Here is a 13,675-nt window from a genome sequence, read left to right on the forward strand (position 1 = left end):
TCATTGGGCACTGGCGTAGTGACAAGGACGCCCCTTGCGAAAGACCAGTCGATGGAAACGCTCGTCAACATTGCTGCGTTTTTCGAGGGTGACCACGCCCCGTCGCTTGATTGCCACCGAGTGCCAGGGTGTACGCCACAGGTCACTGGTCGGGACGAGGCGGATGCCGATTTTCGTCGACACGGCCAGTTGCGGGTGGATCGACAGACGCAGGCAATCCGGATAGCGCGCCTGCAGCAACGCGCTCCAGGCCTCGCTGCGCTGGATCACCCGCTGCGAGGCCGGCTTGGCGATCTTCTTCACCGCGTTGAGGCTCATGCCAGCGAACGCCTCAAGCCCCGAATAGTCCTCGGAGAGGAAGCGATGGATGCCGCAGTACATCAACATCATGTGCGGGTCATCCTTGAAGCGCTGTTGCAACAGGATCAATGACTGACCGTGCTCGATCATCATTTCTTCGCGCATGGCGTCCAGGCAGTCGAGCTGAGGGTAGGCATTTCTGAGGTCGAAATGGGCGAACATGCCGCCGTAGTGCTGATCGGCGTAGGCCTGGATCGAGTCGGTGTACGCCTTGACGTCCGCATCGGGAACACGCACCAGATCGGCAAACACATAACCATCGGAGCAGATGTGGATCAGCGCGCCCGGCGCGTAGATCGCCTGGATTTCCGCACACAGGCGATGGAGCTCGTCGATGGCATGGTATTCAGCCAGGTCAGGCAAGTGACTCAGGGTCTTCTTGCGGCTGGGGGATTTTCCGGGAAAGGCCGGCAAGACCATTTCAACTTTGCGACCGCTCTCGACCGCCCGCATGACTTTCGTCAGATGGGGTTCCAGCACCTGCAAGGAAAGTTCGTCGCTTTCCCCGGGGGCGAGGCTGCGACGGCGAAACAGGCATTCGAGAATCTGGTGGGCAATGTTCTGAGGCGAGACGGGCTGATGCTCGTGCACGCGCTGACCGCCCACCTGTTGAGCAACGGTAGTTGAACCCTGCATAGACAATCCCTTGTTTGATAGTGACGGTAGCCAAATCCTTGGCCACCGGCAGATACTCCCTGATCTGCGGGCGGGTAAAAATCCTACAGAAAGCAAGCACTTGTCAAACTTTCCGAAGCGCCACAAGAAAATGCTGTCACGGAATACCGGGACAGATGCCGTAAAAAAGCCCCCGCTGCCGCAAGGCAACGGGGGCTTTTGATTGACCGTTCCGACGCTACATCTCGACCTGCGTCCCCAATTCAATCACCCGGTTCACCGGCAGATTGAAGAAGCGCAGGTTGCCGTTGGCATTTTTCAGCAGGAAGGCAAACAGCAACTCGCGCCAGCGGGCCATGCCCTCGAGCTTGGAAGCAATGACCGTCTCGCGGCTGAGGAAGTACGTCGTGCGCATCGGGCTGAAGTCCAGATCATCCAGATGACAGAGCTTGAGTGCCTGGGGCACGTCCGGCTCGTCGGTGAAACCAAAATGCAGGATGACCCGGAAGAAGCCTTCGCCATAGGAGTCGACCTCGAAGCGGCGCTGGGGCGGAACCCGTGGGATGTCTTCGTACACCACCGTCAACAGGACGACTTGTTCGTGCAGTACCTGATTGTGCAGCAGATTGTGCAACAGCGCGTGAGGCACGGCGTCGGAGCGCGCGGTCAGGAACACGGCAGTGCCCTGCACGCGATGGGGCGGCTGCACACGAATGCTGCTGATGAAGATCGGCAGCGGCAGCGCGCCTTCGTCCAGGCGCTCCACCAACAGCTGCTTGCCGCGCTTCCAGGTGGTCATCAACACGAACAGGGCAATACCGGCGATGACCGGGAATGCGCCGCCCTGAATGATCTTCGGCACGTTGGCGGCAAAATACAGGCCGTCCACCAGGAGGAAACCAAGCAGCACCGGCACCGCCAGCAGTGGCGGCCATTTCCACAACAGCAGCATCACGGCCGACACCAGAATAGTGGTCATCAGCATGGTCCCAGTCACCGCCACGCCGTAGGCCGAAGCCAGCGCACCGGAGGACTCGAAGCCCAGCACCAGCAGCACCACGCCGACCATCAGCGACCAGTTCACCGCGCCGATGTAGATCTGGCCCTGTTCGGCGCTGGAGGTGTGCTGGATGTACATGCGCGGGATATAACCCAGTTGGATCGCCTGGCGGGTCAGGGAAAACGCGCCGGAAATCACCGCTTGCGAAGCGATCACCGTGGCCAGGGTCGACAGACCCACCAGCGGAATCAATGCCCAGCTTGGCGCCAGCAGATAGAACGGGTTACGCGCCGCTTCCGGGTCGCCCAGCAGCAACGCACCCTGGCCGAAGTAATTGAGCACCAGCGCCGGCAGCACCAGGATGAACCAGGCACGGGCAATGGGTTTACGGCCGAAGTGGCCCATGTCGGCGTACAGCGCTTCGGCGCCGGTCAGCGCCAACACCACGGCGCCGAGAATCGCCACGCCCATGCCGGGATGCACGAGGAAGAAACGCACGGCCCAGACCGGGTTCACCGCTTGCAGTACTTCCGGGTGCTGGCTGATGCCATAGACACCGAGGGCGCCGAGCACCAGGAACCAGGTCACCATGATCGGGCCAAAGAGGATGCCGATCCGTGCCGTGCCGTGGCGCTGGATGATGAAGAGCCCCACCAGCACCACCAGCGACAGCGGCACCACCCAATGGTCGATGCCCTCGAACGCCAGGCCAAGGCCTTCGATCGCCGACAGTACCGAGATCGCCGGGGTGATCATGCTATCGCCGTAGAACAACGCCGCGCCGATCAAGCCGCAGATCACCAGGAACGTCCGCAACCGTGCCCGCCCCGCCGCGGCCCGCCGCGCCAGTGCGGTGAGCGCCATGATCCCGCCCTCGCCCTGGTTGTCGGCCCGCAGGACGAACATCATGTACTTGATCGACACGACCCAGATCAGCGACCAGAAGATCAACGACAGGATGCCCAGCACCCCGTCATGGTTGACGGGTACGCCATAGCCGCCGGAAAACACTTCTTTGAGGGTGTACAAGGGGCTTGTGCCGATGTCGCCGTAAACCACTCCGACCGCCGCGACCAGCATGCTCAGCGGCTTCGCTGCCGAATGCTCGGCACCCGCCACCTGACTACTTGCATGACCCATCCAACACTCCCAATTCCCAGACCTGTCTGCTTGAACGAAGCACTATGCTTGATGATGCAGCATGCACCGTTTTACATCTCGTAACAGGTGTTTTATTGACTATAAAAACCGGTAAAGCACAAAGGCGCGAAGCATAGCGCAGCACTCGTCGTTTTTCCCGGTATAAAGCTGGTCAACTGCCTCGTCCACCGCTAGAATTGCGCACTTTTTGATCAGAGGCGCGTCAGGCGCCCTGTCTCGGCAAGAGACGATCCCCCTACACCGAGGTTAGACATGTCCACCACTACTACGCCAGCCAATCCCAAGGTCGGCTTCGTATCCCTGGGTTGCCCGAAGGCTCTGGTCGACTCCGAGCGCATCCTGACCCAGCTGCGCATGGAAGGCTATGACGTCGTGTCCACGTACCAGGACGCCGACGTGGTAGTGGTCAATACCTGTGGCTTCATCGATTCGGCCAAGGCCGAGTCCCTGGAAGTCATCGGCGAAGCCATCAAGGAAAACGGCAAGGTCATCGTCACCGGCTGCATGGGCGTGGAAGAAGGCAACATCCGCGACGTGCACCCAAGCGTGCTGGCCGTGACCGGTCCGCAGCAGTACGAGCAGGTGGTCAACGCGGTGCACGACGTGGTGCCACCGAAGCAGGACCACAACCCGCTGATCGACCTGGTGCCACCACAAGGTATCAAGCTGACCCCGCGCCACTATGCCTACCTGAAGATTTCCGAAGGCTGCAATCACAGCTGCAGCTTCTGCATCATCCCGTCGATGCGCGGCAAGCTGGTGAGTCGCCCAGTGGGCGATGTGCTCGACGAGGCCCAGCGCCTGGTCAAGGCCGGTGTCAAGGAACTGCTGGTGATCTCCCAGGACACCAGCGCCTACGGCGTCGACGTGAAATACCGCACCGGCTTCTGGAACGGCGCGCCGGTGAAGACCCGCATGACCGAACTGTGCGAAGCCCTCAGTACCCTGGGCGTCTGGGTCCGCCTGCATTACGTCTACCCGTATCCGCATGTCGATGAACTGATTCCGCTGATGGCCGCCGGCAAGATCCTGCCCTACCTGGACATCCCGTTCCAGCACGCCAGCCCGAAAGTCCTCAAGGCCATGAAACGCCCGGCGTTCGAAGACAAGACCCTGGCGCGCATCAAGAACTGGCGCGAAATCTGCCCGGACCTGATCATCCGCTCGACCTTCATCGTCGGTTTCCCCGGCGAAACCGAAGAAGATTTCCAGTACCTGCTGGACTGGCTGACCGAAGCCCAGCTCGACCGCGTCGGCTGCTTCCAGTATTCGCCGGTCGACGGCGCACCGGCCAACGACCTGGATCTGGACGTGGTACCGGACGACGTCAAGCAGGACCGCTGGGAGCGCTTCATGGCGCACCAGCAGGCCATCAGCTCGGCGCGCCTGCAAATGCGCATCGGCCGTGAAATCGAAGTACTGGTGGATGAAGTGGACGAGCAAGGCGCCGTCGGCCGCTGCTTCTTCGATGCCCCGGAGATCGATGGCAACGTCTTCATCGACAACGGCAGCAACCTCAAGCCAGGCGACAAGGTCTGGTGCAAGGTGACCGATGCCGACGAGTATGACTTGTGGGCTGAACAGATCGGTTGATCTGCCATCCCCCCTGTGGGAGCGAGCCTGCTCGCGATAGCGGTGGGTCAGCCGAATGAGAGGCCAACTGATCCGACGCTATCGCGAGCAAGCTCGGCTCCCACAGGCTTCTCATATTCAGGCAAAAAATTGACAAGCCCCGCCCTAGCAACAAGATGCGGGGCTTTTTTACGGCTATCGTATGGATAAACCCAGGACATCCAGCACAAGGAACAGGCGGGCATGCGTCAACATTCGGTCATCCACACACCGAAACCCAGCGATTACCAGGAACTGACCCAGGTCTGGGAGGCATCGGTACGCGCTACCCATGATTTTCTGCCGGACAGCTACATCGAGCTGCTGAAGAACCTGGTGCTCACCCGCTACCTGGATGCCGTGATGTTGATCTGCACCCGGGACACCCGCCAGCGCATCACCGGTTTCGCCGGTGTCGCGGCCGGCAAGGTCGAGATGCTGTTCATCGACCCGCAACATCGCGGCCAGGGCCTGGGCAAGCAATTGCTGCGCTATGCCATGGAGCACTTGAATGCCGACCAACTGGACGTCAACGAACAGAACCCGCAAGCCCTGGGCTTCTATCTCAAGCAAGGCTTCGAAGTGGTCGGCCGTTCGGCGCGGGACGGCATGAACCAGCCCTACCCGTTGCTGCATATGCGCTACAGGCAGCCCGACCTGAAGGCCCGACGCGTCTAGACGAGACAAATGGACACGCGATTAACCGGCGCCAGGCAGGTACAATGTCCACCCTCTTTTTGTAACGGCCCTGTCATGACTGACCCGATTCGCCTCTCCAAACGCCTCATCGAACTTGTCGGCTGTTCCCGTCGGGAGGCTGAGTTGTTCATCGAAGGTGGCTGGGTCACCGTGGACGGTGAGGTCGTCGACGAGCCGCAATTCAAGGTCGGTGCCCAGCGCGTCGAGCTCGACCCTGAGGCCAAGACCACCGCGCCGGAGCCGGTGACGATCCTGATGAACGTCCCGGCCGGCATGGATACCGATACGGCGATGGCTACCCTCAAACCGGAGACGCTGAGCGAAGAACATCGTTTCGGCAAACGCCCGCTCAAGGGGCATTTCCTGCGCCTGACCGCCAGCGCCGACTTGCAGGCCAACGCCAGCGGCCTGCTGGTGTTCACCCAGGACTGGAAAATCCTGCGCAAGCTCACCGCCGACGCCGCCAAGATCGAGCAGGAATATGTGGTGGAAGTCGAAGGCGAGATGGTCGCCCATGGCCTGAATCGCCTGAACCATGGCCTGACCTACAAGGGCAAGGAACTGCCAGCGGTCAAGGCCAGTTGGCAGAACGAGAACCGCCTGCGCTTCGCCATGAAAAACCCGCAACCGGGTATCCTCGCCCTGCTCTGCCAGGCCGTCGGCCTCAAGGTAGTCGCCATTCGCCGTATCCGCATCGGTGGCGTGTCCATTGGCAAGGTTCCGCCGGGCCAGTGGCGCTACCTGTCCGCCAAAGAGAAGTTCTAATTTTTTCGGCGCCACAGCTGGCTGGGGCGCCCATTGCCGATCGATCAGGATTGCACACATGATTCACAACGACGTACTGCGCAGCGTGCGCTACATGCTCGACATCAGCGACAAGAAAGTCATCGAGATCATCAAGCTGGGCGGCCTGGAAGTGTCCCTCGCGGACCTGGTGGGCTATCTCAAGAAAGACGAAGAGGAAGGCTTTGTGTTCTGCCCTGACGAAGTCATGGCGCACTTTCTCGATGGCCTGGTGATCTTCAAGCGTGGCAAGGACGAAAGTCGCCCGCCACAGCCCATCGAAGTGCCGGTGACCAACAACATCATCCTCAAGAAGCTGAGGGTGGCCTTCGAGCTGAAAGAGGACGATCTGCATGCGATCCTCAAGGCCGCCGAGTTCCCGGTGTCCAAACCGGAACTGAGCGCCCTGTTCCGCAAGTTCGGCCACACCAACTACCGCCCTTGTGGCGACCAGTTGCTGCGCAACTTCCTCAAGGGGCTGACGCTGCGCGTTCGCGGCTGACTCCGACCCATGACCTACACAGTGTCCCCCATCGGCTTCGTCCGCTCCTGCTTCAAGGAGAAGTTCGCCATCCCCCGCCAACCGCAGCTGGCCCCGGCCGCACGGGGCGTGCTGGAACTGGTGGCGCCATTCGACCAGGGTGACGCGGTGCAGGGCCTGGAGCAAGTCAGTCACGTCTGGCTGTTGTTCCTCTTTCACCAGGCCCTGGAAGACAAGCCGCGCTTGAAGGTGCGCCCGCCGCGCCTGGGCGGCAACAAGTCCATGGGGGTGTTTGCCACTCGCGCCACCCATCGCCCCAATGGCATAGGCCAGTCCGTGGTCAAGCTGGAACGGGTCGAAGCCGGCCGGCTGTGGCTCTCGGGCATCGACCTGCTGGACGGCACGCCGGTGTTGGACATCAAGCCCTACGTGCCCTATGCCGATATCATCGGCTCGGCGACCAACGACATCGCCAGTGCGGCGCCCGGGTTGATTCCAGTGCAGTGGATGGACTCGGCGCTGCTTCAGGCGCGAGACCACGCCATGCGCCTGGAAGAGCCCTTGGTGGAGCTGGTCGAGCAGTGCCTGGCGCAAGACCCACGTCCGGCATACCAGACTCCCACAGCAGAACGGGAATATGGTGCGCAGTTCTGGGACCTGGATGTTCGTTGGCATTACCCGCAACCGGGGTTGATCCGGGTGCTGGAAGTCGTTCCCGCCCGGCCATGACTGCCGGAAACGAAAAAGCCCGCGTTGCCTTCATCAGGCAACGCGGGCTTCTTTATGGGGCCTTGGGATCGTGCCCACGCTCTGCGTGGGCATGCCGCAACGGACGCTCTGCGTTCGGCTCTTTGGGACGCGGAGCGTCCTTGGCTGCGTTCCCACGCAGAGCGTGGGCACGATCCGCTTACTTCTCTACGAACGCCCGCTCGATCAGGTAGTCACCCGGCTCGCGCATACGCGGGGAAACGGTCAGACCGAAGCTGTTGAGCACTTCGCTGGTTTCATCCAGCATGCTCGGGCTGCCGCACAGCATGGCGCGGTCGTCCTGCGGGTTGATCGGCGGCAGGCCGATGTCGCGGAACAGCTTGCCGCTGCGCATCAGGTCGGTCAGGCGCCCTTCGTTCTCGAACGGCTCGCGGGTCACGGTCGGGTAGTAGATCAGCTTGTCACGCAGTGCTTCGCCGAAGAACTCGTTCTGCGGCAGATGTTCGGTGATGAACTCGCGGTAGGCGACTTCATTGACGTAGCGTACGCCGTGGCACAGGATCACTTTTTCGAAACGCTCGTAGGTTTCCGGATCCTGGATGACACTCATGAATGGCGCCAGACCTGTGCCGGTGCTGAGCAGGTACAGATGCTTGCCCGGCTTGAGGTCGTCCAGCACCAAGGTGCCGGTGGGTTTCTTGCTGATGATGATCTCGTCGCCTTCCTTCAGATGCTGCAATTGGGAAGTCAGCGGGCCATCAGGCACCTTGATGCTGAAGAACTCGAGATGCTCTTCCCAGTTCGGGCTGGCAATCGAGTAAGCACGCATGAGCGGGCGGCCATTGGGCTGTTGCAGGCCGATCATCACGAACTGACCGTTCTCGAAGCGCAGGCCCGGATCGCGGGTGCACTTGAAGCTGAACAGAGTGTCGTTCCAGTGATGAACACTGAGGACACGCTCGTGGTTCATGTTGCTCATGTACGTGGGACTCCTGGGAATGATGCCTGCGTCGTTATATGCGCATTTGCATCGCATTCTAATGGCAGCGACAATATCTGTTAACTGAATTATTAAGATAAGGGTTATCGGTTATATCGATATGCGATTTACTCTACGTCAACTCCAGGTCTTCGTCGCCGTCGCCCAGCAAGAGAGCGTTTCCCGTGCCGCGGGCCAGCTCAATCTGTCGCAATCGGCCGCCAGCACTTCCATTACCGAACTGGAACGTCAATCCAGCTGCCAGTTGTTCGACCGCGCCGGCAAGCGCCTGAGCCTCAATGCCTTGGGTAAACAGCTGCTGCCCCAGGCGGTGGCGCTGCTGGACCAGGCCAAGGAGATCGAAGACCTGCTCAACGGCAAGTCCGGCTTCGGCTCACTGGCAGTCGGCGCGACCCTGACCATCGGCAATTACCTGGCGACCCTGCTGATCGGCGGCTTCATGCAGCGCCATCCGGAAAGCCAGGTGAAGCTGCATGTACAGAACACTGCCAATATCGTGCACCAGGTCGCCCACTATGAAATTGATCTGGGTCTGATCGAGGGCGATTGCAGCCACCCGGACATCGAGGTACAGAGCTGGGTCGAGGACGAACTGGTGGTGTTCTGCGCCCCTCAGCATCCGCTGGCCAAGCGCGGCCAGGCAACCATGGAGGAGTTGACGCACGAAGCCTGGATTCTGCGGGAACAGGGCTCCGGCACCCGCCTGACATTCGATCAAGCCATGCGCCACCACCGCAACGCGTTGAACATCCGCCTGGAGCTGGAACACACCGAAGCCATCAAGCGCGCCGTGGAATCCGGTTTGGGGATTGGCTGCATCTCACGCCTGGCGCTGCGCGATGCATTCCGGCGCGGCAGCCTGGTGCCGGTGGAAACGCCGGACATGGACCTGGCGCGGCAATTCTATTTCATCTGGCACAAACAGAAATACCAGACCTCGGCGATGCGCGAATTCCTCGAGCTGTGTCGGGCATTCACCGCCGGGGCACAGCGCAGCGACGAAATCGTGCTGCCAACCATTGCCTGATCAAAGCAGCACCAGGCCCCACACCAAGGCAATCATGGTCAAGGCGACAAGCTGGGCGGCACTGCCCATGTCCTTGGCGTTTTTCGACAAGGGGTGCAGCTCCAGGGAAATCCGATCGATGGCCGCTTCCACTGCCGAGTTCAGCAACTCCACGATCAAGGCCAGCAGGCAGACCGCGATCAGCAGCGCCTGTTCGACACGGCTGACGTTCAGGAAGAACGACAACGGAATGAGGATGACATTGAGCAGCACCAGTTGACGGAATGCCGCTTCACCGGTGAAGGCGGCACGCAGGCCGTCCAGGGAGTAGCCGGAAGCATTCAGGATGCGTTTCAGGCCGGTTTGGCCTTTAAAAGGAGACATAGGATGGGCAACTGATTGAAAGAAGTGGGAAAGCTAATTCAACCCTAGTCAAAAAAGCGTGAATAAAGACGCTATGACTGCGGTGAAATTGACTCAAGTTGTTGCAGCAACAAGGCCGCCTGGGTCCGGGTGCGCACATTCAGTTTACGAAAGATCGCCGTCACGTGCGCCTTGATAGTGGCCTCCGATACGTTCAATTCATAAGCGATCTGCTTGTTCAACAGGCCTTCGCAGACCATGGTCAGCACTCGGAACTGCTGCGGCGTGAGACTGGCCAGGCCTTCGCTGGCCGCCCTGGCCTCCTCGGACACACTCACGGCTTCGAATGCCTGCGGTGGCCAGGCGGCGTCGCCGTCCAGGACTTTCCTCACGGCCTGCTGAATCATCTCCAGGGAGCTCGACTTGGGTATGAACCCACTGGCACCGAACTCCCGGGCCTTGACCATCACCGCGGCCTCTTCCTGGGCGGACACCATCACCACCGGTATCTGCGGATATTGCCCCCGCAACAGCACCAGCCCGGAAAAACCGTACGCGCCAGGCATGTTCAGGTCCAGCAGGACCAGATCCCAGTCGGCCTTTTCGGTCAACCGAGTCTCCAACTCCGCAATACTGGCCACCTCCGTCAGCCGGACAGCCGGGCCAAGGCCCAGGGTCACTGCCTGATGCAACGCGCTGCGAAAGAGCGGATGGTCATCGGCGATCAGGATTTCGTATGTGGCCATTTTTCAAATGATCCTGTTTTTATGGGAGACCCGATGCAATCGCGTCTCGCCAAAACAACTCAAGACACCGCGCAGCGTTTCGAACCTCGGCCGCACCCTGGTCGGCGCCAAGCATGCCCAGCGAAGCCGGGGTGGTCAAGCAGCACGGCCATCACAGCCCTGAGTATGGGCCACTATGGAGCCGATACCGCTTGGGATACACGAATGAAGGGCTGCAGCTCGGCATGAGCCGGAGTCGACACATCCATCTCCTGCTGCCGTTTGGCGCCCAGGTAATGCTGGCTGAACACATCGAAATAAGCGTCCAGGGCCGACGCGGCGTCGTTGTCCCCGGCCAATTCGAGGCACAGCGCCGCCACTTCGGCGGTGCACAAATGCTCGCTGCGGGTCGAGCGGCGCAAACGGTAGCGTGACAGTTTGTCGGGCTGCAGGCTGAGGATCGGCAAGCGGTCGAAGTACGGACTCTTGCGGAAGATCTTGCGTGCCTCCGTCCAGGTGGCATCCAGCAGAATAAACAGCGGGCGCCTGGAGCGATCGAGATCCACCGTCTGGGTGACGCGCGATGGCTCGACGTATTCGCCGGGAAATACCAGGTAGGGTTGCCATTGCGGGTCGTCGAGCAGCGCCAGCAGTTGTTTGTCGACTTCGGTGCGCGACCAGATGAAGGCATGATTGTCACGCACCACATCGGCGATCAGCCAGCCGGTGTTGCTCGGCTTGAACACTTCCTTGTTGGTCATGATCAGGCAGACCCCGGAACGGGTTTCGACGCTCGGACGCCAGGCGCACAGGCAGTGGCTCTCGATCACCCGGCAGGCGCTGCAGCGGGGGGCGCGCCAGCCTCGGGCCTGTAGCGGCTTGATGCCTTCATCGATACGCTGGTCGCGCAGGCGGGCGACCGCGTTAGGGGCATGATTCATCGTGGGCAACGCCGACGGACAAAAGAACTCGACACGAACAACACTCGGCAGGCAATAAAGGCCGGCAGTCTATCAGAGCGCGTAAACCTGTACCGTCCCACCCAGCCTCCCCTATAATTCGCCGCCACTGAACGCACAGTCACGTGACCGGTCGAAATAGCCGTCACTGAACCAGGAGAGTTTCATGCTGCGCCTTATCGTCCCTACCGTTGCCGTTCTGCTGGCTACGTCTTTCAGCGCCCAGGCTGCCTCGCTGAAAGAACTCGAACTGAACAAGATGCTGCAGAACGTCGCCGCGGAAAGCAGCGTCGGCACCCCGCGAGCAATCAACGAAGACATTCTTGATCAAGGCTATACCGTCGAAGGCACCGAGTTGATCAACCACCTCAGTGTGCAAAGCAGCCATGCCCAGCAAATGCGCGCTGACCCCAAGGCTGTGTATTTCCAGTTGGGTGCCAAAGTCTGCACCAACCCGGGGTTCCGCAAACTGATGGCCAAGGGCGCAACGATGCGCTACGAATTCACCGAGGTTAAGACCAATCGCCCGGTCGCTACCGAACGCTTCCAGGAATCGGATTGCCCGAAACCGACCAAGACCAAGAAATAATCAACCCAAGCCAGTGGTCTGCCCGCTTGATTCGACTCAGGAATCAGCCACACAGACCACTGTCGCGCCGCTGTTCATCGTCGGCGCGCAGCTCAGCCACCAGTGCCTGTAGATAGCGCGAGCGCCAAGCCCGGCCTTCCAGACGGCGGCAACATTCCTCCTCGAGACTGACTCGATTGGCCTGGGCCGCTTCCAACAGCGCCAGATACAACTGCCTGTCGAGTTCCAGAGTTACCCTGGTCATCTTTCCCGCCTCCTTGCCCGCTCTACCTCAATCCATCGCGTGGCCCAGCCGTGGGCATCGAATTGCATGGCACGCCTGTTATCAGTAAATCAGAGCGGCACGTACCCGGTCGGTAATCTGACGAGCGGCGTGCCCGACCACTGCTGGTTGCCAACTGTCACTTTCGAGGGCCATGATCAAGGCAGCGAAGATCAACGCGAGGGTCTAGGATTCAGAAGGAAGAAGGAGTAGCTGAATGCCTTATAAACCGAATGACCAACTCAGTCGTCATTTTGAAAACCATGGCCACGACCTCACCCGCAAGGTCGAAGAGCAACTCAACCTGGTATCGCCCGACAGCCCGAACCTTCCCATCTACCGCGACATGATCCTGACCGTGCTGCGCATGGCACAGGAAGACCACAACCGCTGGAACGCCAAGATCACCCTGCAGGCACTGCGAGAGCTGGAACATGCGTTTCGCACGCTCGAACAGTTCAAGGGCCGACGCAAGGTCACCGTCTTCGGCTCGGCCCGAACGCCCGTCGAACATCCACTGTATAGCTTGGCTCGTGAACTGGGTGCGGCGCTGGCCCGTTCGGACATGATGGTCATCACCGGTGCTGGCGGCGGCATCATGGCCGCCGCTCATGAAGGTGCGGGCCGGGAGCACAGCCTGGGGTTCAACATCACCCTGCCTTTCGAACAGCATGCAAACCCGACAGTCGAAGGCACGCCGAACCTGCTGCCGTTCCACTTTTTCTTCACGCGCAAACTGTTCTTCGTCAAGGAGGCAGACGCACTGGTGCTCTGCCCGGGCGGCTTCGGCACCCTCGATGAAGCCCTGGAAGTCCTGACGCTGGTGCAGACGGGGAAAAGTCCCCTGGTGCCGGTGGTGTTGCTGGACGCACCGGGGGGCAAGTTCTGGCAAAGCGCCCTGGACTTCATCCACGAACAACTGGAAGAAAATCGCTACATCCTGCCCACCGACATGAAACTGATGCGGCTGGTGCACAGCGCCGAAGACGCCGTGGAAGAAATCAACCAGTTCTACCGCAACTTCCACTCCAGCCGCTGGCTCAAGCATCAGTTCGTGATCCGCATGAACCACAAGCTCAACGAACAGGCCATGGCCCGGATACAGATCGAGTTCGCCGACCTGTGCCTGAATGACTGTTTTTATCAACAAGGCTACAGTGGCGAAGAACAGGACGAGGCCCGGTTCAGCCATCTAACGCGACTGGCTTTCAACTTCAACGCCCGCAACCAGGGGCGATTAAGAGAACTGGTGGACTACATCAACCTGCCGGAAAACTGGGCGGTGCCCTCCACCGAGGTGCACCCACTGACGTGGGAGCCCATCAAGGTAACCTGAATCCATAAAAAAACGGC

At 60.4% G+C, this 13,675-nt stretch carries 15 protein-coding genes; 8 read left to right on the forward strand and 7 right to left on the reverse strand.

What is annotated here, in order from left to right:
- Together CGA22_RS08365 and CGA22_RS08370 are read right to left on the reverse strand one after the other, a co-directional pair.
- Nucleotides 1-996 carry an isocyanide synthase family protein gene (locus tag CGA22_RS08365; RefSeq protein ID WP_041023582.1) on the reverse strand — a complete coding sequence of 332 codons (996 nt, stop codon included), beginning with the start codon at nucleotides 994-996 and terminating at the stop codon, nucleotides 1-3.
- Between the two features lie 217 nt (nucleotides 997-1,213).
- Complete coding sequence (locus CGA22_RS08370; RefSeq protein ID WP_370444529.1) at nucleotides 1,214-3,055, reverse strand: potassium transporter Kup; 1,842 nt, start codon at nucleotides 3,053-3,055, stop codon at nucleotides 1,214-1,216.
- A gap of 333 nt (nucleotides 3,056-3,388) precedes the next feature.
- On the opposite strand from CGA22_RS08370, the gene rimO reads away from it, so the two are divergent.
- The 5 genes from rimO to tsaA all read left to right on the forward strand — a co-directional run bounded on the left by rimO (nucleotide 3,389) and on the right by tsaA (nucleotide 7,439).
- A complete protein-coding gene (rimO, locus tag CGA22_RS08375; protein WP_041023584.1) occupies nucleotides 3,389-4,729 on the forward strand; it encodes a 30S ribosomal protein S12 methylthiotransferase RimO in 1,341 nt (446 codons plus the stop codon).
- A 222-nt stretch (nucleotides 4,730-4,951) separates the two neighbouring features.
- Nucleotides 4,952-5,425 carry a GNAT family N-acetyltransferase gene (locus tag CGA22_RS08380; RefSeq protein WP_041023585.1) on the forward strand — a complete coding sequence of 158 codons (474 nt, stop codon included), beginning with the start codon at nucleotides 4,952-4,954 and terminating at the stop codon, nucleotides 5,423-5,425.
- Nucleotides 5,426-5,500: 75 nt separating this feature from the next.
- Nucleotides 5,501-6,211: an rRNA pseudouridine synthase gene (locus tag CGA22_RS08385; protein ID WP_041023586.1), complete on the forward strand. Its 711-nt coding sequence runs from the start codon at nucleotides 5,501-5,503 to the stop codon at nucleotides 6,209-6,211.
- 58 nt (nucleotides 6,212-6,269) lie between these two features.
- Nucleotides 6,270-6,731 (forward strand): DUF1456 family protein, encoded by a 462-nt coding sequence (locus tag CGA22_RS08390; protein WP_041023587.1) that lies wholly within the window; start codon nucleotides 6,270-6,272, stop codon nucleotides 6,729-6,731.
- Nucleotides 6,732-6,740: 9 nt separating this feature from the next.
- Nucleotides 6,741-7,439, forward strand: coding sequence for a tRNA (N6-threonylcarbamoyladenosine(37)-N6)-methyltransferase TrmO (gene tsaA / locus CGA22_RS08395; RefSeq protein ID WP_041023588.1), 699 nt, complete (start codon nucleotides 6,741-6,743; stop codon nucleotides 7,437-7,439).
- A 178-nt stretch (nucleotides 7,440-7,617) separates the two neighbouring features.
- On the opposite strand, the gene fpr is transcribed toward tsaA, so the two are convergent.
- On the reverse strand, nucleotides 7,618-8,397 hold the full coding sequence (gene fpr, locus CGA22_RS08400; protein ID WP_003184787.1) for a ferredoxin-NADP reductase: 780 nt from the start codon (nucleotides 8,395-8,397) through the stop codon (nucleotides 7,618-7,620).
- A 121-nt stretch (nucleotides 8,398-8,518) separates the two neighbouring features.
- Between fpr and CGA22_RS08405 the strand changes: the two genes are divergently transcribed.
- A complete protein-coding gene (locus CGA22_RS08405) occupies nucleotides 8,519-9,445 on the forward strand; it encodes a LysR family transcriptional regulator (protein ID WP_041023589.1) in 927 nt (308 codons plus the stop codon).
- Here the strand turns inward: CGA22_RS08405 and CGA22_RS08410 are convergent, their stop codons facing one another.
- The 3 genes from CGA22_RS08410 to CGA22_RS08420 form a co-directional block, all read right to left on the reverse strand.
- The gene (locus CGA22_RS08410) at nucleotides 9,446-9,808 is read right to left on the reverse strand and encodes a diacylglycerol kinase (RefSeq protein ID WP_041023590.1); all 363 of its coding nucleotides are present in this window, start codon (nucleotides 9,806-9,808) and stop codon (nucleotides 9,446-9,448) included.
- A gap of 71 nt (nucleotides 9,809-9,879) precedes the next feature.
- Entirely contained in the window at nucleotides 9,880-10,533 is a 654-nt protein-coding gene (gene erdR / locus CGA22_RS08415) for a response regulator transcription factor ErdR (protein WP_041023591.1), read from the reverse strand.
- Nucleotides 10,534-10,706: 173 nt separating this feature from the next.
- Nucleotides 10,707-11,453, reverse strand: a complete 747-nt coding sequence (locus CGA22_RS08420) for a tRNA-uridine aminocarboxypropyltransferase (RefSeq protein WP_041023592.1) — start codon at nucleotides 11,451-11,453, stop codon at nucleotides 10,707-10,709.
- A 184-nt stretch (nucleotides 11,454-11,637) separates the two neighbouring features.
- Here CGA22_RS08420 and CGA22_RS08425 point away from each other — a divergent pair, with 184 nt between their 5' ends.
- Nucleotides 11,638-12,060 carry a quorum-sensing-regulated virulence factor family protein gene (locus CGA22_RS08425; protein WP_041023593.1) on the forward strand — a complete coding sequence of 141 codons (423 nt, stop codon included), beginning with the start codon at nucleotides 11,638-11,640 and terminating at the stop codon, nucleotides 12,058-12,060.
- A 43-nt stretch (nucleotides 12,061-12,103) separates the two neighbouring features.
- On the opposite strand, the gene CGA22_RS08430 is transcribed toward CGA22_RS08425, so the two are convergent.
- Nucleotides 12,104-12,304, reverse strand: coding sequence for a hypothetical protein (locus CGA22_RS08430; RefSeq protein ID WP_024780146.1), 201 nt, complete (start codon nucleotides 12,302-12,304; stop codon nucleotides 12,104-12,106).
- Between the two features lie 235 nt (nucleotides 12,305-12,539).
- Here CGA22_RS08430 and CGA22_RS08435 point away from each other — a divergent pair, with 235 nt between their 5' ends.
- Nucleotides 12,540-13,658, forward strand: coding sequence for a TIGR00730 family Rossman fold protein (locus CGA22_RS08435; RefSeq protein WP_041023594.1), 1,119 nt, complete (start codon nucleotides 12,540-12,542; stop codon nucleotides 13,656-13,658).
- Nucleotides 13,659-13,675: the final 17 nt, after the last annotated feature.

This window comes from Pseudomonas sp. PSB18, from assembly GCF_014596565.1.
Lineage (GTDB): Bacteria > Pseudomonadota > Gammaproteobacteria > Pseudomonadales > Pseudomonadaceae > Aquipseudomonas.

Coding starts and splice junctions, on each gene's coding strand:
- CGA22_RS08365 (WP_041023582.1), bottom strand. CDS start 996: ATGCAGGGTTCAACTACCGTTGCTCAACAGGTGGGCGGTCAGCGCGTG.
- CGA22_RS08370 (WP_370444529.1), bottom strand. CDS start 3,055: ATGCTGGTCGCGGCGGTCGGAGTGGTTTACGGCGACATCGGCACAAGC.
- rimO (WP_041023584.1), top strand. CDS start 3,389: ATGTCCACCACTACTACGCCAGCCAATCCCAAGGTCGGCTTCGTATCC.
- CGA22_RS08380 (WP_041023585.1), top strand. CDS start 4,952: ATGCGTCAACATTCGGTCATCCACACACCGAAACCCAGCGATTACCAG.
- CGA22_RS08385 (WP_041023586.1), top strand. CDS start 5,501: ATGACTGACCCGATTCGCCTCTCCAAACGCCTCATCGAACTTGTCGGC.
- CGA22_RS08390 (WP_041023587.1), top strand. CDS start 6,270: ATGATTCACAACGACGTACTGCGCAGCGTGCGCTACATGCTCGACATC.
- tsaA (WP_041023588.1), top strand. CDS start 6,741: ATGACCTACACAGTGTCCCCCATCGGCTTCGTCCGCTCCTGCTTCAAG.
- fpr (WP_003184787.1), bottom strand. CDS start 8,397: ATGAGCAACATGAACCACGAGCGTGTCCTCAGTGTTCATCACTGGAAC.
- CGA22_RS08405 (WP_041023589.1), top strand. CDS start 8,519: ATGCGATTTACTCTACGTCAACTCCAGGTCTTCGTCGCCGTCGCCCAG.
- CGA22_RS08410 (WP_041023590.1), bottom strand. CDS start 9,808: ATGTCTCCTTTTAAAGGCCAAACCGGCCTGAAACGCATCCTGAATGCT.
- erdR (WP_041023591.1), bottom strand. CDS start 10,533: ATGGCCACATACGAAATCCTGATCGCCGATGACCATCCGCTCTTTCGC.
- CGA22_RS08420 (WP_041023592.1), bottom strand. CDS start 11,453: ATGAATCATGCCCCTAACGCGGTCGCCCGCCTGCGCGACCAGCGTATC.
- CGA22_RS08425 (WP_041023593.1), top strand. CDS start 11,638: ATGCTGCGCCTTATCGTCCCTACCGTTGCCGTTCTGCTGGCTACGTCT.
- CGA22_RS08430 (WP_024780146.1), bottom strand. CDS start 12,304: ATGACCAGGGTAACTCTGGAACTCGACAGGCAGTTGTATCTGGCGCTG.
- CGA22_RS08435 (WP_041023594.1), top strand. CDS start 12,540: ATGCCTTATAAACCGAATGACCAACTCAGTCGTCATTTTGAAAACCAT.